18 protein-coding genes are annotated in these 20,352 nt (G+C 63.7%); 5 read left to right on the top strand and 13 right to left on the bottom strand.

All coding sequences use genetic code 11. The annotated features are described in order from the left end of the window. Complete coding sequence (locus tag V3H56_RS04250) at window positions 1–276, top strand: HPr family phosphocarrier protein (protein ID WP_042729886.1); 276 nt, start codon at window positions 1–3, stop codon at window positions 274–276. On the opposite strand, the gene V3H56_RS04245 is transcribed toward V3H56_RS04250, so the two are convergent. The 5 genes from V3H56_RS04245 to pmbA form a co-directional block, all read right to left on the bottom strand. Next, window positions 255–887 (bottom strand): superoxide dismutase, encoded by a 633-nt coding sequence (locus V3H56_RS04245; RefSeq protein ID WP_338474251.1) that lies wholly within the window; start codon window positions 885–887, stop codon window positions 255–257. The two genes, V3H56_RS04250 and V3H56_RS04245, sit on opposite strands and share 22 nt — an antisense overlap. A gap of 2 nt (window positions 888–889) precedes the next feature. Then, window positions 890–1,330: a hypothetical protein gene (locus tag V3H56_RS04240; protein WP_338474250.1), complete on the bottom strand. Its 441-nt coding sequence runs from the start codon at window positions 1,328–1,330 to the stop codon at window positions 890–892. A 26-nt stretch (window positions 1,331–1,356) separates the two neighbouring features. Further along, a complete protein-coding gene (locus V3H56_RS04235) occupies window positions 1,357–2,733 on the bottom strand; it encodes a class II fumarate hydratase (protein WP_123578226.1) in 1,377 nt (458 codons plus the stop codon). Next, complete coding sequence (locus tag V3H56_RS04230; RefSeq protein ID WP_042729890.1) at window positions 2,726–3,121, bottom strand: hypothetical protein; 396 nt, start codon at window positions 3,119–3,121, stop codon at window positions 2,726–2,728. Before V3H56_RS04230 ends, V3H56_RS04235 begins: the two co-directional genes overlap by 8 nt. 131 nt (window positions 3,122–3,252) lie before the next feature. Next, the gene (gene pmbA / locus V3H56_RS04225) at window positions 3,253–4,599 is read right to left on the bottom strand and encodes a metalloprotease PmbA (protein WP_042729891.1); all 1,347 of its coding nucleotides are present in this window, start codon (window positions 4,597–4,599) and stop codon (window positions 3,253–3,255) included. A 107-nt stretch (window positions 4,600–4,706) separates the two neighbouring features. Here pmbA and yjgA point away from each other — a divergent pair, with 107 nt between their 5' ends. Next, a complete protein-coding gene (gene yjgA / locus V3H56_RS04220) occupies window positions 4,707–5,231 on the top strand; it encodes a ribosome biogenesis factor YjgA (RefSeq protein WP_042729892.1) in 525 nt (174 codons plus the stop codon). Window positions 5,232–5,398: 167 nt separating this feature from the next. Here the strand turns inward: yjgA and tldD are convergent, their stop codons facing one another. From tldD to mreB, 8 genes are all read right to left on the bottom strand, one after another. Continuing rightward, window positions 5,399–6,841, bottom strand: coding sequence for a metalloprotease TldD (tldD, locus tag V3H56_RS04215; RefSeq protein WP_042730606.1), 1,443 nt, complete (start codon window positions 6,839–6,841; stop codon window positions 5,399–5,401). A 5-nt stretch (window positions 6,842–6,846) separates the two neighbouring features. Next, window positions 6,847–7,710, bottom strand: coding sequence for a carbon-nitrogen hydrolase family protein (locus V3H56_RS04210; RefSeq protein WP_042730607.1), 864 nt, complete (start codon window positions 7,708–7,710; stop codon window positions 6,847–6,849). A 140-nt stretch (window positions 7,711–7,850) separates the two neighbouring features. Then, window positions 7,851–11,654: a YhdP family protein gene (locus tag V3H56_RS04205; protein WP_042730608.1), complete on the bottom strand. Its 3,804-nt coding sequence runs from the start codon at window positions 11,652–11,654 to the stop codon at window positions 7,851–7,853. Between the two features lie 60 nt (window positions 11,655–11,714). After that, window positions 11,715–13,172, bottom strand: coding sequence for a ribonuclease G (rng, locus tag V3H56_RS04200; protein ID WP_042730609.1), 1,458 nt, complete (start codon window positions 13,170–13,172; stop codon window positions 11,715–11,717). Between the two features lie 45 nt (window positions 13,173–13,217). Further along, a complete protein-coding gene (locus V3H56_RS04195) occupies window positions 13,218–13,817 on the bottom strand; it encodes a Maf family protein (protein WP_042730610.1) in 600 nt (199 codons plus the stop codon). Between the two features lie 120 nt (window positions 13,818–13,937). Next, a complete protein-coding gene (gene mreD / locus V3H56_RS04190; RefSeq protein WP_042730611.1) occupies window positions 13,938–14,423 on the bottom strand; it encodes a rod shape-determining protein MreD in 486 nt (161 codons plus the stop codon). After that, a complete protein-coding gene (gene mreC, locus V3H56_RS04185) occupies window positions 14,420–15,535 on the bottom strand; it encodes a rod shape-determining protein MreC (RefSeq protein WP_237614162.1) in 1,116 nt (371 codons plus the stop codon). The genes mreD and mreC overlap by 4 nt, the downstream gene beginning before the upstream one ends. A gap of 169 nt (window positions 15,536–15,704) precedes the next feature. Beyond that, window positions 15,705–16,742 carry a rod shape-determining protein MreB gene (gene mreB, locus V3H56_RS04180; protein WP_002555108.1) on the bottom strand — a complete coding sequence of 346 codons (1,038 nt, stop codon included), beginning with the start codon at window positions 16,740–16,742 and terminating at the stop codon, window positions 15,705–15,707. 237 nt (window positions 16,743–16,979) lie between these two features. Between mreB and gatC the strand changes: the two genes are divergently transcribed. The 3 genes from gatC to gatB all read left to right on the top strand — a co-directional run bounded on the left by gatC (window position 16,980) and on the right by gatB (window position 20,330). After that, window positions 16,980–17,267, top strand: coding sequence for an Asp-tRNA(Asn)/Glu-tRNA(Gln) amidotransferase subunit GatC (gene gatC / locus V3H56_RS04175; RefSeq protein ID WP_338474249.1), 288 nt, complete (start codon window positions 16,980–16,982; stop codon window positions 17,265–17,267). A gap of 16 nt (window positions 17,268–17,283) precedes the next feature. Next, window positions 17,284–18,735: an Asp-tRNA(Asn)/Glu-tRNA(Gln) amidotransferase subunit GatA gene (gene gatA, locus V3H56_RS04170; RefSeq protein WP_338474248.1), complete on the top strand. Its 1,452-nt coding sequence runs from the start codon at window positions 17,284–17,286 to the stop codon at window positions 18,733–18,735. Between the two features lie 149 nt (window positions 18,736–18,884). Beyond that, window positions 18,885–20,330: an Asp-tRNA(Asn)/Glu-tRNA(Gln) amidotransferase subunit GatB gene (gene gatB, locus V3H56_RS04165; RefSeq protein ID WP_338474247.1), complete on the top strand. Its 1,446-nt coding sequence runs from the start codon at window positions 18,885–18,887 to the stop codon at window positions 20,328–20,330. The last annotated feature ends 22 nt before the right edge of the window (window positions 20,331–20,352 follow it).

Genomic DNA, 20,352 nt, shown 5'->3' with positions numbered 1-20,352 from the left:
ATGCCTGCTCAGGAAATAGAAATCATCAACAAGCTGGGGCTGCACGCCCGGGCTTCAGCCAAATTCGTTGGCGTGGCAGGCCGGTTCAAGGACACGACTATCCGCGTCGGTCGGACGCCTGAAACCATGATCGACGGCAAGAGCATCATGGCCATGATGATGCTCGCTGCCGGCAAGGGCACCAAGATCCACCTGGCCACCGAAGGCGAAGAGGCGCAGGAAGCGATGGATGCCCTGGTGGCCTTGATCAACAACTATTTCGACGAAGGCGAATAAGCGCCTAGCGCGGCCTCGTAGCGCCGCGCCACTTCTGGCCAGTTGATCACGTTGTAGAACGCGCTGATGTATTCGGGCCGACGGTTCTGGTAGCGCAGGTAGTAGGCGTGCTCCCACACGTCCAGCCCCAGGATCGGCGTATTGCCATTCATCAGCGGGCTGTCCTGGTTACCGCTGCTTTCCACCACCAGGGTATTTTGCGGTGTCACGCTCAGCCAGGCCCAGCCACTGCCGAAGCGGGTGAGCGCGGCCTTGGTGAAGGCTTCCTTGAAACGCTCCAGGCCACCCAGTTGCGTTTCGATCGCTTCGGCCAAGGCGCCTTCCGGCCGCCCTCCCCCCTGGGAACTCATCACCTCCCAGAACAACGAATGGTTGGCATGGCCACCGCCCTGGTTGATCACAGCGGCTTTCAGGTCCTGGGGCAATTGCGCCACACTGGAAACCAGTTTCTCGACGGGCCAGCTGGCGTATTCGGTGCCCTCAACCGCAGCGTTGAGGTTGTTGATGTAGGTCTGGTGATGCTTGGTGTAGTGGATTTCCATGGTCTGCGCATCGATGTGCGGCTCCAGGGCGTCGTAGGCGTAGGGCAATGCAGGCAAGGTAAAAGCCATTTTCAATGAACTCCGTAATGAACCGGGGCATTGCACGGCCGCGATGAGGCGGCATCGCAGTGCAGCAGGCGTTGGGTGCGAGGGTATTCGCCGTGCTCGCTGATGAAATTCAGCAGTTCGACGTAGGTCTTGTGGCTCTGGCGCAGCGCCGCTGCACGCAGGGCCGGTGTCAGGCGTTCGTCCTGCATGGTTTGCAACAGGCGTTGGTGAATGGCGCACAGGTACTCGACGCTCTCCTCCGGCTGGTTCAGGCACAAGTGCAGGTCCGCCAGGTTGTGATGGGAAACGACACAGGCAGCCACGGCTTCATCGGCGTCCGGCCAGCGCTCGAACAACACCTGGGCCAAGGCCAGTGCCTGCAGATAGGCTTCCCGGGCATCCCCCCACTCGCCCAGCCTGAACCAGCGATTGGCGCGTTCGATCGTTCGTTTCCAGTGTTCCATGATCAATCCTCCACAGGTGTGTCGGGTTAAACGCCGCCAGCGGTGAGCTTCTCGGGGTCCAGCAGAACCTCGAGTTCGCTACGGCTCAGATGGGTGTATTCCAGGGCGACATCGATGACCGGGCGGCCTTGCCGGTAGGCCGTCTTGGCGATTTCAGCGGCCTTCTGGTAACCGATGATCGGGTTCAAGGCGGTAACCAGGATCGGATTGCGCGACAACGCATCCTTGAGCCGGGCTTCGTTGACCTTGAACGTGGCGATGGCCTTGTCCGCCAGCAAACGGCTGGCGGTGGACATCAGGGCAATGCTGCTCAACAGGTTCTGGGCGATGATCGGCAACATCACGTTCAGTTCGAAATTACCGGACTGACCGGCGACGGTGATCACCGTGTCGTTGCCGATGACCTGGGCTGCCACCATCGCCGTGGCTTCGGGGATCACCGGGTTGACCTTGCCGGGCATGATCGACGAGCCCGGCTGCAGGCCTTCGAGCTCGATCTCGCCCAGGCCAGCCAACGGCCCGGAATTCATCCAGCGCAGGTCGTTGGCGATTTTCATCAGCGACACCGCGGTGGTCTTGAGTTGGCCGGACACCGCGACGGCAGTGTCCTGGGAACCGATCAGCGCGAACAGGTGCTTGCCTGGAGTGAATTGCACCCCGGTCAATTGCGTCAGTTGCTGGCTGAACAGCTCGGCGAAACGCGGATGGGCATTGACCCCGGTACCCACCGCCGTACCGCCCTGGGCCAGCGCTTGCAGGCTCGGCAGCAAGTCCTGCAGGTGACCGATGTTGGCCTTGAGTTGCTGCGCCCAACCCTCGAGCACCTGGCTCAAGCGCACCGGCATGGCATCCATCAGGTGGGTACGGCCGGTCTTGATGAACGGGTGGACCTGCACGGCCTTGTGCTCGATCACCTGCACCAGGTGCAGCAACGCCGGCAGCAATTGTTCGTGCAGGGCCAGCGCGGCGCTGACATGAATGCTGGTGGGAATGATGTCGTTGCTGCTCTGCCCGCAATTGACGTGGTCGTTGGGGTTGATCGGCTCGCCCAGCAACCGGCTGGCGAGGGTGGCGAGCACTTCGTTGGCGTTCATGTTGGAGCTGGTGCCGGAGCCGGTCTGGAAGATGTCCACCGGGAAATGCGCCATGAAGTCGTCTTCGAGCAAACCCTGGGTGGCCTCCACGATCGCCTTGCCCTGGGCCGCGCTGATCTGCCCCAGCTCGACATTGGCCCGGGCGGCGGCGGCCTTGGCCAGGATCAGCGCGCGAATGAATTGCGCGGGCATACGCTGGCCGCTGATGGGGAAGTTATCCACCGCACGCTGGGTTTGCGCACCGTAGAGGGCCGCCTCCGGGACCTGAAGCTCGCCCATGCTGTCGCGTTCGATACGGGTATTACTCATCGGAAGATCCTTGCACCAGTTCAATAAGAGGGATCGACGGCTCCAGGGCGCAGGTCGCCAGCGCCCAGGCATGCGCCTGCCAACGCTTCAGGCGGCAGCCGCACAGGGATTGTCGTTCGAGGTCACGCAGGGGGCGCCACGCCTGGTCGAGGCAGAGGGTTCGCCAGTGCCAGGGCAACGCGACATCCGAAGCGGTGTCGAGCAGCAGGCGGAATGCGGTTTCGCCAATCATCCACGGCGAAGTGACGGTGCAGCAGGCCAGGTAACGACCTTCGGCCAGGTAGTGCTCGATGAGCCGCGGCTCGTCCGGGTCCATTGCGCAACGGATCTGGCGACTCATCCAGCGCCAGCTTTCGAGGTAGGGTGGCTCGTGCAGTGCAGAACTCATGACCGGGCTCATTCGGAAAATGAGAGTCATTATTAAATGACAATCAAACTCAACACAAGAGAAGTCCACGGACATAAAAAAAGCGCGTCCCCCCCGTCAGGGAGAACGCGCTTTTTTCATTGCCCTGGCGATCAGCTGCCCGCCACCATCATTCGTTCGATCAGCACCGAACCGGTGCGGATATTACTGCGCAGCTCCAAATCATTACCCACGGCGACAATCTGCTTGAACATGTCACGCAGGTTGCCGGCAATGGTCACTTCCTGGACCGGGAACTGGATCTCGCCATTCTCGACCCAGAAACCCGCCGCGCCGCGCGAGTAATCACCGGTCACCATGTTCAGGCCATGGCCCATCAGTTCGGTCACCAGCAAGCCGCGGCCCATCCGCCGCAGCAACGCCGCCTGGTCTTCCTCGCCATGGGTCACGAACAGGTTGTGCACGCCACCCGCGTTGGCGGTGCTCGGCATGCCGAGCTTGCGGCCCGAATAGGTGCCGAGGATGTAGGACACCAGTTCACCGTTCTCCACGAACGGCTTGGCATAGGTCGCCAGGCCATCGCCGTCGAACGCGGAACTGCCCATGGCCTGCATCAGGTGTGGGCGTTCATCGATGGTCATCCATTCTGGGAACAGTTTCTGGCCCAGGGCGCCCTCGAGGAACGACGACTTGCGGTACAGGTTGCCGCCGGACACCGCCGACAGGAAGCTGCCGAACAGCCCTCCGGCCAGCTCGGCGGAAAACAGCACCGGCACTTCACAGGTGGGGACCGGCCGTGCGCCGAGACGGCTGGCCGCCCGCTGCGCGGCTTTCTGGCCGATGCTCAGCGGGTCCGCCAGTAATGTGCCCTGGCGGTTCACGTCGTACCAGTAATCGCGCTGCATCTGGCCGTTCGCCTCGGCGATCATGACGCAACTGAGGCTGTGGCGCGTCGAAGCATAGCCGCCGATGAAGCCGTGGCTGTTGCCATAGACCCGGCACCCCTGGTGGGTATTGAGCGTCGTGCCGTCGGCATTCTTGATTCGCGCGTCGGCATCGAACGCCGCCGCTTCGCAGCGCAGCGCCTGCTCGATGGCTTGTTCGGGCGTGATGTCCCAGGCGTGGAACAGGTCAAAGTCGCGCGCCTCCTTGCACATCAGCGCGGCGTCGGCCAGCCCCGAGGCTTCGTCTTCGGACGTGTGCTTGGCAATCGCCAGCGCGGCGGCGACGGTTTCGCGAATGGCGTCCGGGCCGCTGGCCGAGGTGCTGGCCGAACCCTTGCGCTGGCCGACGTACAACGTGATGCCAAAACCCTGGTCGCGATTGAACTCGACGGTTTCCACCTCGCGCTGGCGTACCGACGTCGACAAGCCCTGCTCCAGCGACACCGCCACTTCACACGCGCTGGCACCCTGGCGCTTGGCCTCGGCGAGGATCTGCTCGACCTGCTCCTGCAGTGCCGGCAATGCTTGCGGGCCGACGCTCTGAACTGCACTCATTGGTTTTCTCCATCAAATTCGGCTTTCGGTTAGGCCTTCGAGCGACCGGGCCGGACAAGCGGCCCCCGACTGGTTATCATGGCGGCGTTTCTTTGCGGACTGCCACCATGGTTGATTCTTACGACGACGCCCTCTACGGGGGCGAAAAAAGCAAATCCCAGGTCAAACGCGAGCTGCATGCTCTGGTTGACCTCGGCGAGCGCCTGACAACACTCAAGCCTGACTTGCTGGCCAAACTGCCCCTGACCGACGCCTTGCGCCGGGCCCTGGCCGATGCGCCCAAGCACACCGCGAACATCGCGCGTAAACGGCACCTGCAATTCATCGGCAAACTGATGCGCGACCAGGACACTGACGCCATCCTGGTGCTGCTCGATCAACTCGATGCTTCCACCCGGCAATACAACGAACGTTTCCACAACCTGGAGCGCTGGCGCGATCGCTTGATCGCAGGCGACGACGGCACCCTGGAAAAATTCGTCATCGACTACCCGGAGGCCGATCGCCAGCAACTGCGCTCCCTGATCCGTCAGGCCCAGCACGAGGTGGCGCAGAACAAGCCGCCGGCCTCGAGCCGTAAAATCTTCAAGTACATCCGTGAGCTGGACGAGACCCAACGCGGTTTGCGCTGATCGCTCACGCCCACTCCCCTTTGGGAGTTGCCTTTGTTGTGGCGAGGGAGCTTGCTCCCGCTCGGTCGGTACGACGCCTCGGGCGTAGCGACCGCATTGGGGCTACTGCGTAGCCCAACGGGAGCAAGCTCCCTCGCCACAATGAGTTACACAAGCCTTGGCGCATTTCACGCACCGGTGCCACCCACGGTGATCGCATCGATCTTCAGCGTCGGCTGGCCAACGCCCACCGGCACCGATTGCCCATCCTTGCCGCACGTCCCCACGCCGCTGTCCAGCGACAGGTCGTTACCGACCATCGACACCTTGCTCATCGCCTCCGGCCCGTTGCCGATCAGGGTCGCGCCCTTGACCGGCGCGGTGATCTTGCCGTCTTCGATCAGGTACGCCTCGCTGGTGGAGAACACGAACTTGCCGCTGGTGATGTCCACCTGGCCACCGCCGAGGTTGGCGCAGTAGATGCCTTTTTTCACCGAAGCGATGATTTCCGCCGGATCGCTCTGGCCGCCCAGCATGTAGGTGTTGGTCATGCGCGGCATCGGCAGGTGCGCGTAGGACTCGCGGCGACCGTTGCCGGTACGGGCGACGCCCATCAGGCGGGCGTTGAGCTTGTCTTGCATGTACCCCTTGAGCACGCCGTTTTCGATCAGCGTGGTGCACTCGGTCGGGGTGCCTTCGTCGTCGACGCTCAGGGACCCGCGACGTCCGGCAAGGGTGCCGTCATCGACAATGGTGCAGAGTGTCGAGGCGACCTTTTCGCCCATGCGACCGCTGTAGGCCGAACTGCCTTTGCGGTTGAAGTCGCCTTCCAGGCCGTGGCCCACCGCTTCGTGCAGCAGCACGCCGGACCAACCGGAGCCCAGCACCACCGGCAGGGTTCCCGCCGGGGCCGCAATGGCCTCCAGGTTGACCAGTGCCTGGCGCAGCGCCTCGCGGGCATAGCCCATGGCGCGGTCCTCGTTGAGGAAGTAACGATAGTCGGTGCGCCCGCCACCGCCATGGCCGCCCCGCTCGCGGCGGCCGTTCTGCTCGACGATCACGCTGACGTTGAAACGCACCAGCGGCCGCACGTCCGCCGCCAGGCCGCCGTCGGTGGAGGCCACCAGGATCCGCTCCCAAACCCCGGCCATGCTCACCGACACCTGTTGGATGCGTGGATCGAGGGCGCGGGTGGCAACGTCGATGCGCTTGAGCAACTCGACCTTTTCGGCGCGCGTCATGACTTCCAGCGGGTTGTCCGGTGCGTACAGCTGCGCCACGTCCTGGCTGCTGAAGGCCTGGACCGTGCCGTTCTGTCCGGCCCGGGAAATCGAGCGGGCGGCACGGGCCGCGGCGCCCAAGGCCTCGAGGGTGATGGCATTGCTGTAGGCAAAACCGGTCTTTTCCCCGGACTGGGCACGCACGCCCACGCCCTGGTCAAGGTTGAAGCTGCCTTCCTTGACGATGCCGTCTTCCAGCGACCAGGACTCGGAAATCTGGCCCTGGAAATACAGGTCGGCCGCATCGATGCCCGGGCCGGCCAGATCGCCCAGCACGCCTTGCAGGCTTTCGAGGGTCACGCCACCGGGGGCTAGAAGGTGTTCACTGACTGAGGACAACAACCCGCTCATATGTTCTACGCCTTGAATTCGTCGTCTTGGACAGGCCGCTGTCGAGCGCCCTGCGAGAAAAAGCGCCGATGGCTGGCCACCGGCATGCGCGCCCGGATGGACGCCTGTTCGCTGCTGTCGCGCTCGGCCACCAGCACGGCCTCGCCTTGATCCTGTTGCGCCAGCACGCGCCCCCACGGGTCGACAATCGCGGCATGGCCAAAGGTTTCCCGGGGCCCAGGGTGCACGCCGCCCTGGGCGGCCGCCAGCACATAGCACTGGGTCTCGATGGCCCGGGCGCGAATCAGCACCTCCCAATGGGCCTCGCCCGTCACCGCGGTAAACGCCGAGGGCGCCGTGATCAGCTCGGCCCCGGCCGCCCGCAGCTCGCTGTAAAGCTCCGGGAAGCGCAAGTCGTAGCAGACCGTCAATCCCACCCGGCCCACCGGGGTATCGGCGACCACCACCTGGCCGCCATAAGCATAGTCGTCAGACTCACGGTAGCGACCGCGATTGTCCGCCACGTCCACATCGAACAGGTGCAGCTTGTCATAGCGCGCCACGATCTCACCCTGATCGTCGACCAGCAACGAACAGGCGTGGGCCTTGGCCTCGGGCCGGCCCGCCGGCGGCAACGGCAACGTGCCTGCGACAATCCATAACCTGAGGTCGCGGGCGACCTGTTTCAACCAGGGCAGGATCGGCCCCTGACCAATGGCCTCGGCACGGCCGATGTCGGCCACGTCCCGCCGCCCCATGGCCGCGAAATTCTCGGGCAGCACCGCCAGCCTTGCGCCACTGGCAGCTGCCTGCTCCAACAGCACATGGGCCCGCGCCAGATTGGCGAGCACGTCGCTCTGGCTGACCATTTGAATCACGGCGATTGGCATGGTGCTTTCCTCATTGTCTGCATCCTTCCCCCTGTGGGAGCGGGCTTGCTCGCGAAAGCGGTGTGCCTGTCACATCAATGTTGATTGTGCCGGCGCTTTCGCGAGCGAGCCCGCTCCCACAGGGGTTATCGCATCGTCTGTCAGAACGGCTTGTCGAACGTGATCTTCGGCTCTTTCCACGGCCCCTTGACGTCGTATCTTACGCTGGCGAAACGGGCCACGCGGTCACCGATCAACTTGTCGATCAGGAACAGCGCCCCACCCACCGCCGGTGCGCCCACGATCAGCGCGGCGATCGGCAGGTTGTTGGTCACCGGCAGGGTCACCAGCAGCTTGGCATCGACCCGGTCAGCCACCATGTCCAACGTGCCGTTGAGCTCCAGGTTGCTTGACGGTCCTGTCAGGGTAATCGGCTCGCGGGTCACGTAGACGCCATCGCTCGCCACCAGCAGGCCCTTGACCCGATCGTAGCTCAGGCCCTTGCCGAACAGGTCGGAGAAGTCCAGGCGCAGGCGTCGACCGATGGAGTTGAAGTTCAACAGGCCAAAAACCCGCAACGCCTGGGCACTGCCTTCGACTTCGACGAACTGCCCTTTGCTCAGTGACGCATCGAGGCTACCGGAAAAGCGCTTGGTGGCGACCCACGCCGGCGAACCGGGCCAGCGGCCATCCACATCCAGGTGGAACTCCTGGCTGGTCACGCTCGGCGCAAAGCCCCAACCCTTGAGCACATCGGCCAGGTTCTTGCCGCTGATGCGCCCCTTGTACCAACTGTTGGTGGCACCGGGCACGCCTTCCCAGCCGCCGCTGCCATTCAAGACCATGCCCCGCAGGCCCATGTCCAGGTTGTTCAGGGAAATGCCCTTGGCGGTCGGGCGCACTTTCAGCGACCAGGCGCCGATGAGGTCAGGGCCCTGGAACAGCTGGTCGATGGCGATATCCATGGCCGGGACCTTGGTCGGATCGACCGAGGCCAGCGGATCCGGGGCGTTCTCATCCGCCTGGACCGTCGGGTCCACCGGCGGCAAGCGAACATAATCCATCGCGATGCCAATCGGCGCCCCCTTGGCATCCGGGAGCGTGACATTGCCCTTGGCCTGTTGGCTGGCGAGGCGCAAGCCCCAGGCGTCCGGCTTGCGGTCGAGTTGCACCGAGGCCTGGTCCAGGGTGGTGCCCATCGCCGTCAGCTTGCCGACGTTCAGGTCGACGCTGTTGAGCAGTTGCTTGGCGCTGCCGCCCGGGTCTTGTCCAGCGTATCGGGTCACCAGCTCCTGCCAGGGACTGACATCCAGCTCCGACAGCGTCCCGCGCAGGCGCAGGCCCTTGGCGCCCGGCAACACCGCGTCGCCCGTGCCCAGCAGCAATTCACCGCGACCGTCGGCCAGTTTCCCGCTTGGCGCGGCGTAAGCGAAACGGGCCAGGTCGCCATAGGTTGCCCAATAACGCCGCTCCGGCCCTTGCAGGGTCATGCGAAACGACGTATCGCGCCCGACATCGGCCGCCATGCCGAAAGGTGCCGGCAGGTCCACCGCCACGCCCTTGAGGTTGGAATTGACCGACAACTGGCTGTCGGCGCCGTCGAGGACCACCTGCAACTGGTAAGGCACCACGCCGGATACCGGCAACGGTTGGGTGACATCCAGCCAACTGGCAAGCTTCTTGACCTCCACCTGGCCAGACGCCGTGACCCGGGTATTGAGTTCGCCGGCACGGCCCTCGGCAAAGATCTGTGCCGTCACGGGCCGGTCGAACGCCCGGGCACTGATGCCCTTGCCACTCAGGCCCTTGTTGCTGTCGAAGCGGAAATCACCCTTGAGCTGGGTCAGCTCCAGCGCCGGCTCGCTGAGCTTGAGCCGGGCCTTGTCGGTGGCGAAGTCCACCAGGATCTTCGGCTGTTCGCCCTTGACCAGCGGGATGTCGAGTTTCACGCTGCCTTGCAGATCGCCCTCGCCTTCCCACCCGGCGAACGTCTCGGCCGTGCCGATTGGCGCCGTCTGGAGAATCTTCAGTCCGTCCCCCAACCCGCCAGTGAACCCGCCGTCCAGCAACAGGTGGGAGCTCTGCCCACTGGGAACGTGGGGAATGTTCACCGAGACATCCTTGACCTGGGTGTCGAGCAATTGCCCCTGGCTGGCATAGACGCGTACGCCGCTGTCCTCGACGAAGACATCACCGCTGACCTTGCTGACCGACGGCCAGCCCGGCTGGAATGCCAGCTCGGCATCATGCACCTTGAAGAACAGGCTGATGCTGCGCGCCGCGTCCTCGGCACCGTGGTTCAGCGAGCCTTGGTACTGGAAGAACCCCTGGTCCACCGCGCCCTTGACGATGGCGGTACGCAGCCATTCATCCAGTGCCGGGCTGAGGACGGCAGGCAAGTACTTGCCGGTGTAGCGGCCGTCACCGTCCACCAGGCCGACCCGCAGGTCCATGTAGTCTTCCTGGCTGTGGTCGAAGTGCAGGCGGATCAGGAAATCGCCGGCAATCCGGCCCTCCTCGCCCAGTACCTTCAGGTACGGCGCGATCAGGGTGAAGCCTTGCTTGTCCAGCTTCCAGGTCAACCGGGCATTGGCTTGCAGGTATTGCCAGGGCTTGGCGAAGATCGGGTCCAGGTGCAGGGAAAAATCCTTGCTGTCCATGCGCAGCTCGCCGCCGCCCAGGTCGCCGCTGAGGCTGCCCGAGACGTTTCGCGCGGCCGGAGCACCGTGGTAGGCATCAAAGCCGACGGTGTCGAGGTTGGTGGCAAAGCTGATCTTCTGGTCGCCGGTGTTCTGCGGCCGGTAGTCCAGCAGCACGTTGCGCAGGCTGCCGGTCACCTTGAGCCGGTCGATGACCGTGGCGACGCCTTCGGGCAATGGCGCCAGGGCATTGAGCAACGGGGTCAGCGGGGTCAGGTCGAGGCGATCGGCCTGCACATGCCAGCGCTCTTCAGCCTGTCCGGTGGCGTTGCTCTGCTGCAATTGCAGGCGCGACTCCCAACGGGTCTCGCCCAGGTTCATCGCCAGGGAATCGAACGTCGCGGTGAACCCTTGGTCGCCGCGCTGGAAATACCCGTTGAGGGCCAGGTTGTGGATCTGCACCGGCTTGCGCTCGGCATAGCCGCCCTGCAGTTGCGGCGCGTTCAGGCGCATGGCCGCGCTCTGCACGGTGCCGGCGCCCCAACTGAGCCAGAATTCGCCGCCGGCCTGGAGCCGGGCGACATTCCATTGCCCGGTCAGGCGCTTGGGCAACCACTTGGACCAGTCACTCTGCGGCAGGCTCAGGTAGGCGTCGGCCGCGCCATTCTTCCAATCGCTGGCGCGGATCCGGGTGCGCAGGTTGATTGCCACGGGTTGGCCGTCGGGCAGGGTCAGGCGTGCGTCGAGCCGCTGGCGCGTCGCGCCCGTGCGCAGGCTCAGGCCGACGTAGGTCAAGGTCAGGGGGGATTGTTCGAGGGGTTGCAGGGTGACCTGGCTGTCGAGCAGCGACAGCTTGGCCACCACCTGCATGCGCTCCAGCAATTGCTGCGGGTCGAGAGGCTGGTCGTCCTGCACCGGCAGGCCTTCCAGGGCCCATTTGCCGTCGGCGCCTTCCTTGAGGCTGATCTTCAGGCCGCTGAGCTCCAGGTGAGCAAGACGCACCTGGCGCGCCATCAGGCTCGCCCACAGGTCTGGCACCGCACGCACTTGATCCAGGTGCAGGGCATTGGGCCCCTCGCCGACCACCACATCGCGCGCGGCCAGGATCGGCGCCAGTGCGCTCCAGCTACCGTCGAGGCTGCCGATGTGCACGGGCAGGCCCAGGGCCTGGCCGGCCCGGTCCTCGACCTCGGCACGGTACTCGGCCACCAGCGGCACCAGCTCGCGCCCCAGGCTGACGTACAACGCCACCAGCACCAGCAGCAATGCACACAGGCCCAGCCCCCAGCGGGTCAGCGCAGCCAAAAAGCGTATCAGACGCTCCATGTCAGTGGCCTCCCCGGCAAAAAATGATCAAAACGGCGGACTCTCCGCTTCCCGAGCCCTTCAGAGCAGCACCACGTCGTATTGTTCCTGGGAATACATGGTTTCGACCTGAAAACGTATCGTGCGTCCGATAAAAGCCTCCAACTCGGCGACATTGCCCGATTCTTCATCGAGCAGGCGATCCACCACTTTCTGGTTCGCCAACACTCTATAGCCGGTGGCCTGGTAGGCGCGCGCCTCCCGGAGGATTTCCCGGAAGATTTCGTAACACACGGTTTCCGGGGTCTTCAGCTTGCCCCGGCCCTGGCAACTGCTGCACGGCTCGCACAGCACCTGCTCAAGGCTTTCACGGGTGCGCTTGCGCGTCATCTGCACCAGGCCCAACTCGGTGATGCCGATGATGTTGGTCTTGGCGTGATCGCGCTCAAGTTGTTTTTCCAGGGTCCGCAGCACCTGGCGCTGATGCTCTTCATCTTCCATGTCGATGAAGTCGATGATGATGATCCCGCCCAGGTTGCGCAGGCGCAGTTGTCGGGCGATGGCGGTGGCGGCCTCCAGGTTGGTCTTGAAGATGGTCTCTTCGAGATTGCGATGGCCGACGAACGCTCCGGTGTTGACGTCGATGGTGCTCATGGCCTCGGCCGGGTCCACCACCAGGTAACCGCCGGACTTGAGCGGGACCTTGCGCTCCAGGGCCTTCTGGATTTCATCCTCGACGCCGTACAGGTCGAAGATTGGCCGCTCGCCGGGGTAATGTTCGAGGCGGTCGGCAATTTCCGGCATCAGCTCGGCGACGAACTGCGTGGTTTTCTGGAAGGTTTCCCGGGAGTCGATGCGGATTTTCTCGATCTTCGGGCTGACCAGGTCGCGCAGGGTACGCAGCGCCAGGCCCAAATCCTCGTAGATCACGCTGGGGGTGGCGATGGTCTTGATCTGCGCGGCGATCTGGTCCCAGAGCCTGCGCAGGTAGCGGATGTCCATGAGGATCTCATCGGCACCGGCCCCCTCGGCGGCGGTGCGCAGGATGAAGCCACCGGCCTCCTTGATGCCTTCCTTTTCCACGCAGTCGCTGACCACCTGCTTGAGGCGTTCGCGCTCGGCTTCGTCTTCGATCTTCAGGGAAATGCCGACGTGGGCCGTGCGTGGCATGTACACCAGGTAGCGCGACGGAATCGACAACTGCGTGGTCAGGCGTGCGCCCTTGGAACCGATGGGGTCCTTGGTGACCTGCACCACCAGGCTCTGGCCTTCGTGGACCAATGCGCTGATGGTCTCCACGGCCGGCCCCTCGCGCATGGAAATTTCCGATGCGTGGATGAATGCCGCGCGGTCCAGGCCGATGTCGACGAATGCCGCCTGCATGCCCGGCAACACCCTTACCACCTTGCCTTTGTAGATATTGCCAACGATGCCGCGCTTTTGCGTGCGTTCGACGTGAACCTCTTGCAACACACCGTTTTCAACCACCGCCACGCGCGATTCCATCGGCGTGATGTTGATCAGGATCTCTTCACTCATGGCAGGGTCTCGTTCAGGCATGTTCACGTTTATGGCCGCATCAAGTCAGACGACGCCCAAGGGGCGCTCCAGGGTTTGCCAACAGGGTATGCCGAAATCACCCAGCAGTTGCGCGGTTTCGCACAGCGGCAAGCCAACCACCGCAGAATAGCTGCCCTCCAGCCCGGCGACGAACACCGCCCCCAAGCCCTGGATGCCGTAGCCGCCCGCCTTGTCCCGGGGCTCACCGCTGGCCCAGTAGGCCGCCGCTTCCGGTTCTGTGATGGGACGAAACCGCACCCGGCTGCGGACCACCCGGGACTCGCATCGCTGGTCGTCGAGCACGGCAATGGCGGTCAGCACTTCATGATCGCGTCCGGACAGGCTCATGAGCATCGCCTGGGCATCGGCTTGATCCCGCGGCTTGCCGAGAATCTGTCCGTCCAGCACCACCGCCGTGTCGGCGCCCAACACGCAGCCGTCCGCGCCGCTGCGCCGTCCGGCTTCGGCCTTGCCGCGCGCCAGGCGCTCGACATAGGCGGCCGGGGTTTCGTGATCCAGGGGCGTTTCATCGATGTCCGCGCTGATGGCGGTAAAGGGCACGCCGATCTGTGTGAGCAATTCACGCCGACGTGGCGAGCCTGAGGCGAGGTAAAGCGGTTTCATCAAGACATCTCCCTCTCAAAGCACGGCCATCCGAACACAAACAGCTTTTTGTGGCGAGGGCGCTTGCTCCCTCGCGACAGGGATGTAACTCATCAGAAAAAGTGTAGATATCTGACCGAATCAGTTGATCTTGAAACGCAGGCGCAGGCCACGCAAACCGAAGCTGACCCACGGCCAGAGCAGCGCGCTGACCAGGGCTGGCAACACCAGCGCCAGGGTCGGCTGACGATTGCCGGTCAAGGCGCTGAGCCATAGCTGGACCAACTGCGCCAGGCCGAAGATCACCAGGATCACCAGGCACTGCTGCCACATGGGAAACATCCGCAGGCGCTGTTGCAGGGACAGGACCAGAAAGGTGATCAAGGTCAGGATCAACGCGTTCTGCCCCAGCAGGGTGCCGTAAAGCACATCTTCGGCCAGGCCCAGGCACCAGGCAGTGACCATGCCGACCTTGTGCGGCAAGGCCAGCGCCCAGAAGGCCAGTAGCAGGGCCAGCCACAGCGGTCGCAGGATTTCCATGAACTGCGGCAGTGGCGAAACGCTGAGCAACAGGCCGATGGCAAAGGTCAGCCAGACCATCCAGCCGTTACCGGATTTACTGCTCATTCTTCTCGTGCTCCCCTGGTGGCGGGCGCAGTGGCCGGCGTGGAGGTGGCAGGCTTGGGCGCGGGCCGGGCGTGCTGCGTCGCCGGCGCATGGCTGGTCGAACGGCTGCCGTTAGCGGCAGGCGCCGTGGCCGGGGCCGCTGGGGTCACCGGCGTCGTGGCCGGCGCAGGGGCCGCCGGGGTGGTCGGGGCGGTCGCTGGCTTGGGCACGGTGGCCGGGACAGCCGCCGGCGCCTGGGTGCCTGGCGTGGCCGAGTCCCCGCCCTGCCGGTCCTGGGCTTCCTGGGCCACCGCGGCATCGTTGGCGCGCTCTTCCGGGGTGCGATTGTCGCTGAACACCAGCAGCAGGTAGCGGCTGCGGTTCAGCGCGGCAGTCGGCACCGCGCGGACGATGGCGAACGGCTGGCCGGAATCGTGGATGACTTCCTTGACGGTCGCCACCGGATAACCGGCGGGGAAACGCTGGCCGAGACCGGAGCTGACCAGCAGGTCGCCTTCCTTGATGTCGGCGGTATCAGCCACGTGCCGCAGTTCCAAGCGTTCCGGGTTGCCGGTGCCACTGGCAATCGCGCGCAGACCGTTGCGGTTGACCTGCACCGGAATGCTGTGGGTGGTGTCAGTGAGCAACAGCACCCGGGCCGTATAAGGCATCAGTTCCACCACCTGGCCCATCAGGCCCCGGGCGTCGAGCACCGGCTGGCCGAGGAACACACCGTCGCGTTCGCCCTTGTTGATGAGGATACGGTGGGTAAAGGGATTGGGGTCCATGCCGATCAGCTCGGCCACTTCGACCTTCTCGTTCACCAGCGCAGAGGAGTTGAGCAACTCGCGCAGCCGCACGTTCTGCTCGGTGAGGGCCGCAAGCTTCTGCATGCGCCCCTGCAACAGCAGGTTCTCGGTCTTGAGTTTTTCGTTTTCGGCGACCAGTTCGGTGCGGCTGCCAAACTGGCTGGCCACACCCTGCCACAAGCGCTGTGGCAGGTCGGTGATCCAGTAGGACTCCATCAACACCAGCGACATCTGGCTGCGCACAGGCTTGAGCAGCGTGAAGCGGGCATCGACCACCATCAGCGCGACCGACAGCACGGCCAGCACCAGCAGGCGTACGCCCAATGAGGGGCCTTTGGCGAAAAGCGGTTTAATAGGCCGCTCCTCCCAGGCAAATGTTTTCTTTATTCATACGGCATCAGACCGGCCTGGATACGAATGGCAGAAGATAAACGCCAACGGGCAGCACTGCAAAGTGCTGCCCGGGCGCGAACAACATGCACCACCGCCAGGCTTATTCGCTGGAGAGCAGGTCCATGGTGTGCTTGTCCATCATTTCCAAAGCACGGCCACCGCCGCGAGCCACGCAGGTCAGCGGGTCTTCGGCAACGATTACCGGCAAGCCGGTTTCCTGGGCCAGCAGTTTGTCGAGGTCACGCAACAGCGCGCCACCACCGGTCAGCACCAGGCCGCGCTCGGCGATGTCCGATGCCAACTCCGGTGGCGACTGCTCCAGGGCGCTTTTCACCGCCTGGACGATCGTCGCCAGGGACTCTTGCAGCGCTTCCAGGACTTCGTTGGAATTCAAGGTGAAGGCACGTGGCACGCCTTCGGCCAGGTTGCGGCCGCGAACGTCGACTTCACGCACTTCGCCGCCCGGGTAGGCCGTACCGATTTCCTGCTTGATGCGCTCAGCGGTGGATTCGCCGATCAGGCTGCCGTAGTTGCGACGTACGTAGGTGATGATCGCTTCGTCGAAACGGTCGCCGCCCACACGCACGGACTCGGCGTAGACCACGCCATTGAGGGAGATCAGCGCGATCTCGGTGGTACCGCCACCGATGTCGACGACCATCGAACCGCGGGCTTCTTCCACCGGCAGGCCGGCACCGATGGCAGCGGCCATCGGCTCTTCGATCAGGAACACTTCGCGGGCACCGGCACCCAGGGCCGATTCACGGATGGCCCGACGCTCCACCTGGGTGGACTTGCACGGCACGCAGATCAGCACGCGAGGGCTGGGCTGCAGGAAACTGTTTTCGTGAACTTTGTTGATGAAATATTGCAGCATCTTTTCGCAGACGCTGAAGTCGGCGATCACGCCGTCCTTCATCGGGCGAATGGCAGCGATGTTGCCCGGTGTACGGCCCAGCATGCGCTTGGCTTCCGTACCGACAGCCACGACACTTTTCTGGTTGCCGTGGGTACGGATGGCCACGACCGAGGGTTCATTCAGGACGATACCGCGCTCGCGCACGTAAATAAGGGTGTTGGCAGTGCCCAGGTCAATGGAAAGATCGCTGGAAAACATGCCACGCAGTTTCTTGAACATGGGAAAGGGACCCTAGGCAACGCGTGGGTAAAAAAGTGCGGCAAACTCTAACAACGACAGGGATTTTGGGCAAGGCGCCAATATGTTAAATTGGCCGCTTTTCTGTGCACCAAACCCTACAATCGCGGCCAATGCCCTGTTGTGATACAGGGCACTGGACCGTAGAAATGCGGTAGTGTTCCGACAATCTAACACACGGACCGACTGCGTCCGTTCTGTTTTCCACTGGAGAATCCCATGGCGCTTGAACGCTCCGACGTGGAAAAAATCGCTCATCTGGCCTGCCTGGGCCTCAATGAAGCCGATCTTCCACACATCACTTCTGCCCTGAACAGCATTCTGAGGTTGGTCGACGAGATGCAGGCGGTCAATACCGACGGTATCGAGCCGCTGGCCCACCCACTGGAAGCCAGCCAGCGCCTGCGCGCCGACGTCGTGACCGAATCCGATCATCGCGAAGCCTACCAGTCCATCGCACCAGCGGTCGAAAACGGCCTGTACCTGGTTCCGAAAGTCATCGACTAAAGGGAAAGAGCCTCTCATGCATCACATGACCCTGGCCGAGATCGCCCGCGGACTCGCCGACAAGCAGTTTTCCTCCGAAGAGCTGACCAAAGTCCTGCTGGCGCGCATCGCCCGACTCGACCCGCAGCTCAACAGTTTCATCAGCCTCACTGAAGAACTGGCCCTGAACCAGGCCGCCGCCGCCGACGCCCGGCGCGCCAAAGGCGAGAACGGCGCGCTGCTGGGCGCACCGATCGCTCACAAGGACCTGTTCTGCACCCAGGGCATCCGCACCAGCTGCGGCTCGAAGATGCTCGACAACTTCAAGGCCCCGTACGACGCCACCGTGGTCGCCAAGCTGGCCGCCGCCGGCGCCGTGACCCTGGGCAAGACCAACATGGACGAGTTCGCCATGGGCTCGGCCAACGAGTCGAGCTACTACGGCGCGGTGAAAAACCCGTGGAACCTGGCACACGTGCCGGGCGGTTCGTCCGGCGGCTCCGCTGCCGCCGTGGCCGCGCGCCTGCTGCCGGCCGCCACGGCCACCGACACCGGTGGTTCGATTCGCCAGCCCGCAGCCTTCACCAACCTCACCGGCCTGAAGCCGACCTACGGCCGGGTGTCGCGCTGGGGCATGATTGCCTACGCGTCGAGCCTCGACCAGGGCGGCCCGCTGGCCCGCACCGCCGAAGACTGCGCGATCCTGTTGCAAGGCATGGCCGGCTTCGACCCGAACGACTCCACCAGCATCGATGAACCGGTGCCGGACTACAGCGCCAACCTCAACGGTTCCCTGCAAGGCCTGCGCATCGGCGTGCCGAAGGAGTACTTCAGCGCCGGCCTCGACCCACGCATTGCCGAGCTGATACACGACAGCGTCAAGACGCTGGAAAAACTCGGCGCGGTCGTCAAGCAGATCAGCCTGCCGAACATGCAGCATGCGATTCCTGCCTACTACGTGATCGCGCCAGCGGAAGCCTCGTCGAACCTGTCGCGTTTCGACGGCGTACGCTTCGGCCATCGCTGCGAGAACCCGGAAAACCTGATGGACCTGTACAAGCGCTCCCGTGGCGAAGGCTTCGGTGTCGAGGTGCAGCGCCGGATCATGGTCGGGGCCTACGCCCTGTCTGCCGGCTACTACGATGCCTACTACCTCAAGGCGCAGAAGATCCGTCGGCTGGTGAAGAACGACTTCATGGCCGCCTTCAACGAGGTCGACGTCATCCTCGGCCCAACCACGCCGAACCCGGCCTGGAAACTCGGCGCCAAGGACAGCGACCCGGTGGCCGCCTACCTGGAAGACGTCTACACCATCACCGCCAACCTCGCCGGTTTGCCGGGCCTGTCCATGCCGGCCGGCTTCGTCGATGGCCTGCCGGTGGGCGTGCAGTTGCTCGCGCCGTATTTCCAGGAAGGCCGCCTGTTGAACGTTGCCCACCAGTATCAGTTACACACTGACTGGCACACCCGCACCCCTCAGGGGTTTTGAAACTGCTGCGCTCGGTAATGCTGCGTTGAAAACTGGTTCGAAATGCTCATTGACTACTGTCAACTCCGCTTTCTCACCAGTTTTCGCCTTGCCTTACCTTCGCTCGCGACGTTTCAAAATCCCCTGATAAGACTTCTGAGGAGAAACACATGCAATGGGAAGTCGTGATCGGGCTGGAGATTCATACCCAGCTCACCACCCGGTCGAAAATCTTTTCCGGCAGCGCTACCACTTTCGGTTCCGAGCCCAACACCCAGGCCAGCCTGATCGACCTGGGCATGCCCGGCGTGCTGCCGGTGCTCAACGCCGAAGCCGTGCGCATGGCGGTAATGTTCGGCCTGGCGATTGACGCCGAGATCGGCCAGCACAACGTGTTCGCCCGCAAAAACTACTTCTACCCGGACCTGCCCAAGGGCTACCAGATCAGCCAGATGGAACTGCCGATCGTTGGCAAGGGCCACCTGGACATCGCTCTGGAAGACGGCACGGTCAAGCGCGTCGGCATCACCCGGGCGCACCTGGAAGAAGACGCCGGCAAGAGCCTGCACGAAGAATTCAACGGCGCCACCGGCATCGACCTGAACCGCGCCGGCACGCCGCTTCTGGAAATCGTCTCCGAACCGGACATGCGCAGCGCCAAGGAAGCCGTGGCCTACGTCAAGGCGATCCACGCGCTGGTACGTTACCTGGGCATCTGCGACGGCAACATGGCCGAAGGTTCGCTGCGCTGCGACTGCAACGTGTCGATCCGTCCCAAGGGCCAGGCCGAGTTCGGCACCCGCTGCGAGATCAAGAACGTCAACTCGTTCCGCTTCATCGAGAAGGCGATCAACAGCGAGATCCAGCGCCAGATCGAACTGATCGAGGACGGCGGCAAGGTCATCCAGCAGACCCGCCTGTACGACCCGAACAAGGACGAAACCCGTCCGATGCGCAGCAAGGAAGAAGCCAACGACTACCGTTACTTCCCCGACCCGGACCTGCTGCCGGTGGTCATCGAGGACACCTTCCTCAATGACGTGCGCGCCACCCTGCCGGAACTGCCACCGCAAAAACGCGAGCGTTTCCAGGCGCAGTTCGGGCTGTCGAGCTACGACGCCAACGTCCTGGCCACCAGCCGCGAACAGGCCGACTACTTCGAGAAAGTCGTGAGTATCGGCGGCGACGCCAAACTGGCGGCCAACTGGGTGATGGTCGAGCTGGGCAGCCTGCTGAACAAGCAGGGCCTGGAGATCGACGAGTCGCCGGTGTCGGCCGAGCAACTGGGCGGCATGCTGTTGCGGATCAAGGACAACACCATTTCCGGCAAGATCGCCAAGATGGTGTTCGAGGCCATGGCCAATGGTGAGGGCAGCGCCGACGAGATCATCGACAAGCGCGGCTTGAAGCAGGTCACCGACACCGGGGCGATCAGCGCCGTGCTCGATGAAATGCTCGCGGCCAATGCCGAGCAGGTCGAACAGTACCGCGCGGCAGACGAAGCCAAGCGCGGCAAGATGTTCGGCTTCTTCGTCGGCCAGGCCATGAAAGCCTCCAAGGGCAAGGCCAACCCGCAACAGGTCAACGAATTGCTCAAAAGCAAGCTCGAGGGTTGAGTGCGATGGAGCCAGTCCGCAA

Source organism: Pseudomonas sp. MS646 (assembly GCF_036693845.1).
Classification (GTDB): domain Bacteria; phylum Pseudomonadota; class Gammaproteobacteria; order Pseudomonadales; family Pseudomonadaceae; genus Aquipseudomonas; species Aquipseudomonas chlororaphis_E.
The sequence above is the reverse complement of the archived record's forward strand: the minus strand, read 5'-3'. Positions and strand labels throughout refer to the sequence as shown.

Coding starts and splice junctions, on each gene's coding strand:
- gatA (WP_338474248.1), top strand. CDS start 17,284: ATGCATCACATGACCCTGGCCGAGATCGCCCGCGGACTCGCCGACAAG.
- yjgA (WP_042729892.1), top strand. CDS start 4,707: ATGGTTGATTCTTACGACGACGCCCTCTACGGGGGCGAAAAAAGCAAA.
- mreB (WP_002555108.1), bottom strand. CDS start 16,742: ATGTTCAAGAAACTGCGTGGCATGTTTTCCAGCGATCTTTCCATTGAC.
- tldD (WP_042730606.1), bottom strand. CDS start 6,841: ATGAGCGGGTTGTTGTCCTCAGTCAGTGAACACCTTCTAGCCCCCGGT.
- V3H56_RS04240 (WP_338474250.1), bottom strand. CDS start 1,330: ATGGAACACTGGAAACGAACGATCGAACGCGCCAATCGCTGGTTCAGG.
- pmbA (WP_042729891.1), bottom strand. CDS start 4,599: ATGAGTGCAGTTCAGAGCGTCGGCCCGCAAGCATTGCCGGCACTGCAG.
- gatB (WP_338474247.1), top strand. CDS start 18,885: ATGCAATGGGAAGTCGTGATCGGGCTGGAGATTCATACCCAGCTCACC.
- V3H56_RS04230 (WP_042729890.1), bottom strand. CDS start 3,121: ATGAGTTCTGCACTGCACGAGCCACCCTACCTCGAAAGCTGGCGCTGG.
- V3H56_RS04235 (WP_123578226.1), bottom strand. CDS start 2,733: ATGAGTAATACCCGTATCGAACGCGACAGCATGGGCGAGCTTCAGGTC.
- V3H56_RS04245 (WP_338474251.1), bottom strand. CDS start 887: ATGGCTTTTACCTTGCCTGCATTGCCCTACGCCTACGACGCCCTGGAG.
- mreD (WP_042730611.1), bottom strand. CDS start 14,423: ATGAGCAGTAAATCCGGTAACGGCTGGATGGTCTGGCTGACCTTTGCC.
- V3H56_RS04250 (WP_042729886.1), top strand. CDS start 1: ATGCCTGCTCAGGAAATAGAAATCATCAACAAGCTGGGGCTGCACGCC.
- gatC (WP_338474249.1), top strand. CDS start 16,980: ATGGCGCTTGAACGCTCCGACGTGGAAAAAATCGCTCATCTGGCCTGC.
- V3H56_RS04195 (WP_042730610.1), bottom strand. CDS start 13,817: ATGAAACCGCTTTACCTCGCCTCAGGCTCGCCACGTCGGCGTGAATTG.
- V3H56_RS04210 (WP_042730607.1), bottom strand. CDS start 7,710: ATGCCAATCGCCGTGATTCAAATGGTCAGCCAGAGCGACGTGCTCGCC.
- rng (WP_042730609.1), bottom strand. CDS start 13,172: ATGAGTGAAGAGATCCTGATCAACATCACGCCGATGGAATCGCGCGTG.
- V3H56_RS04205 (WP_042730608.1), bottom strand. CDS start 11,654: ATGGAGCGTCTGATACGCTTTTTGGCTGCGCTGACCCGCTGGGGGCTG.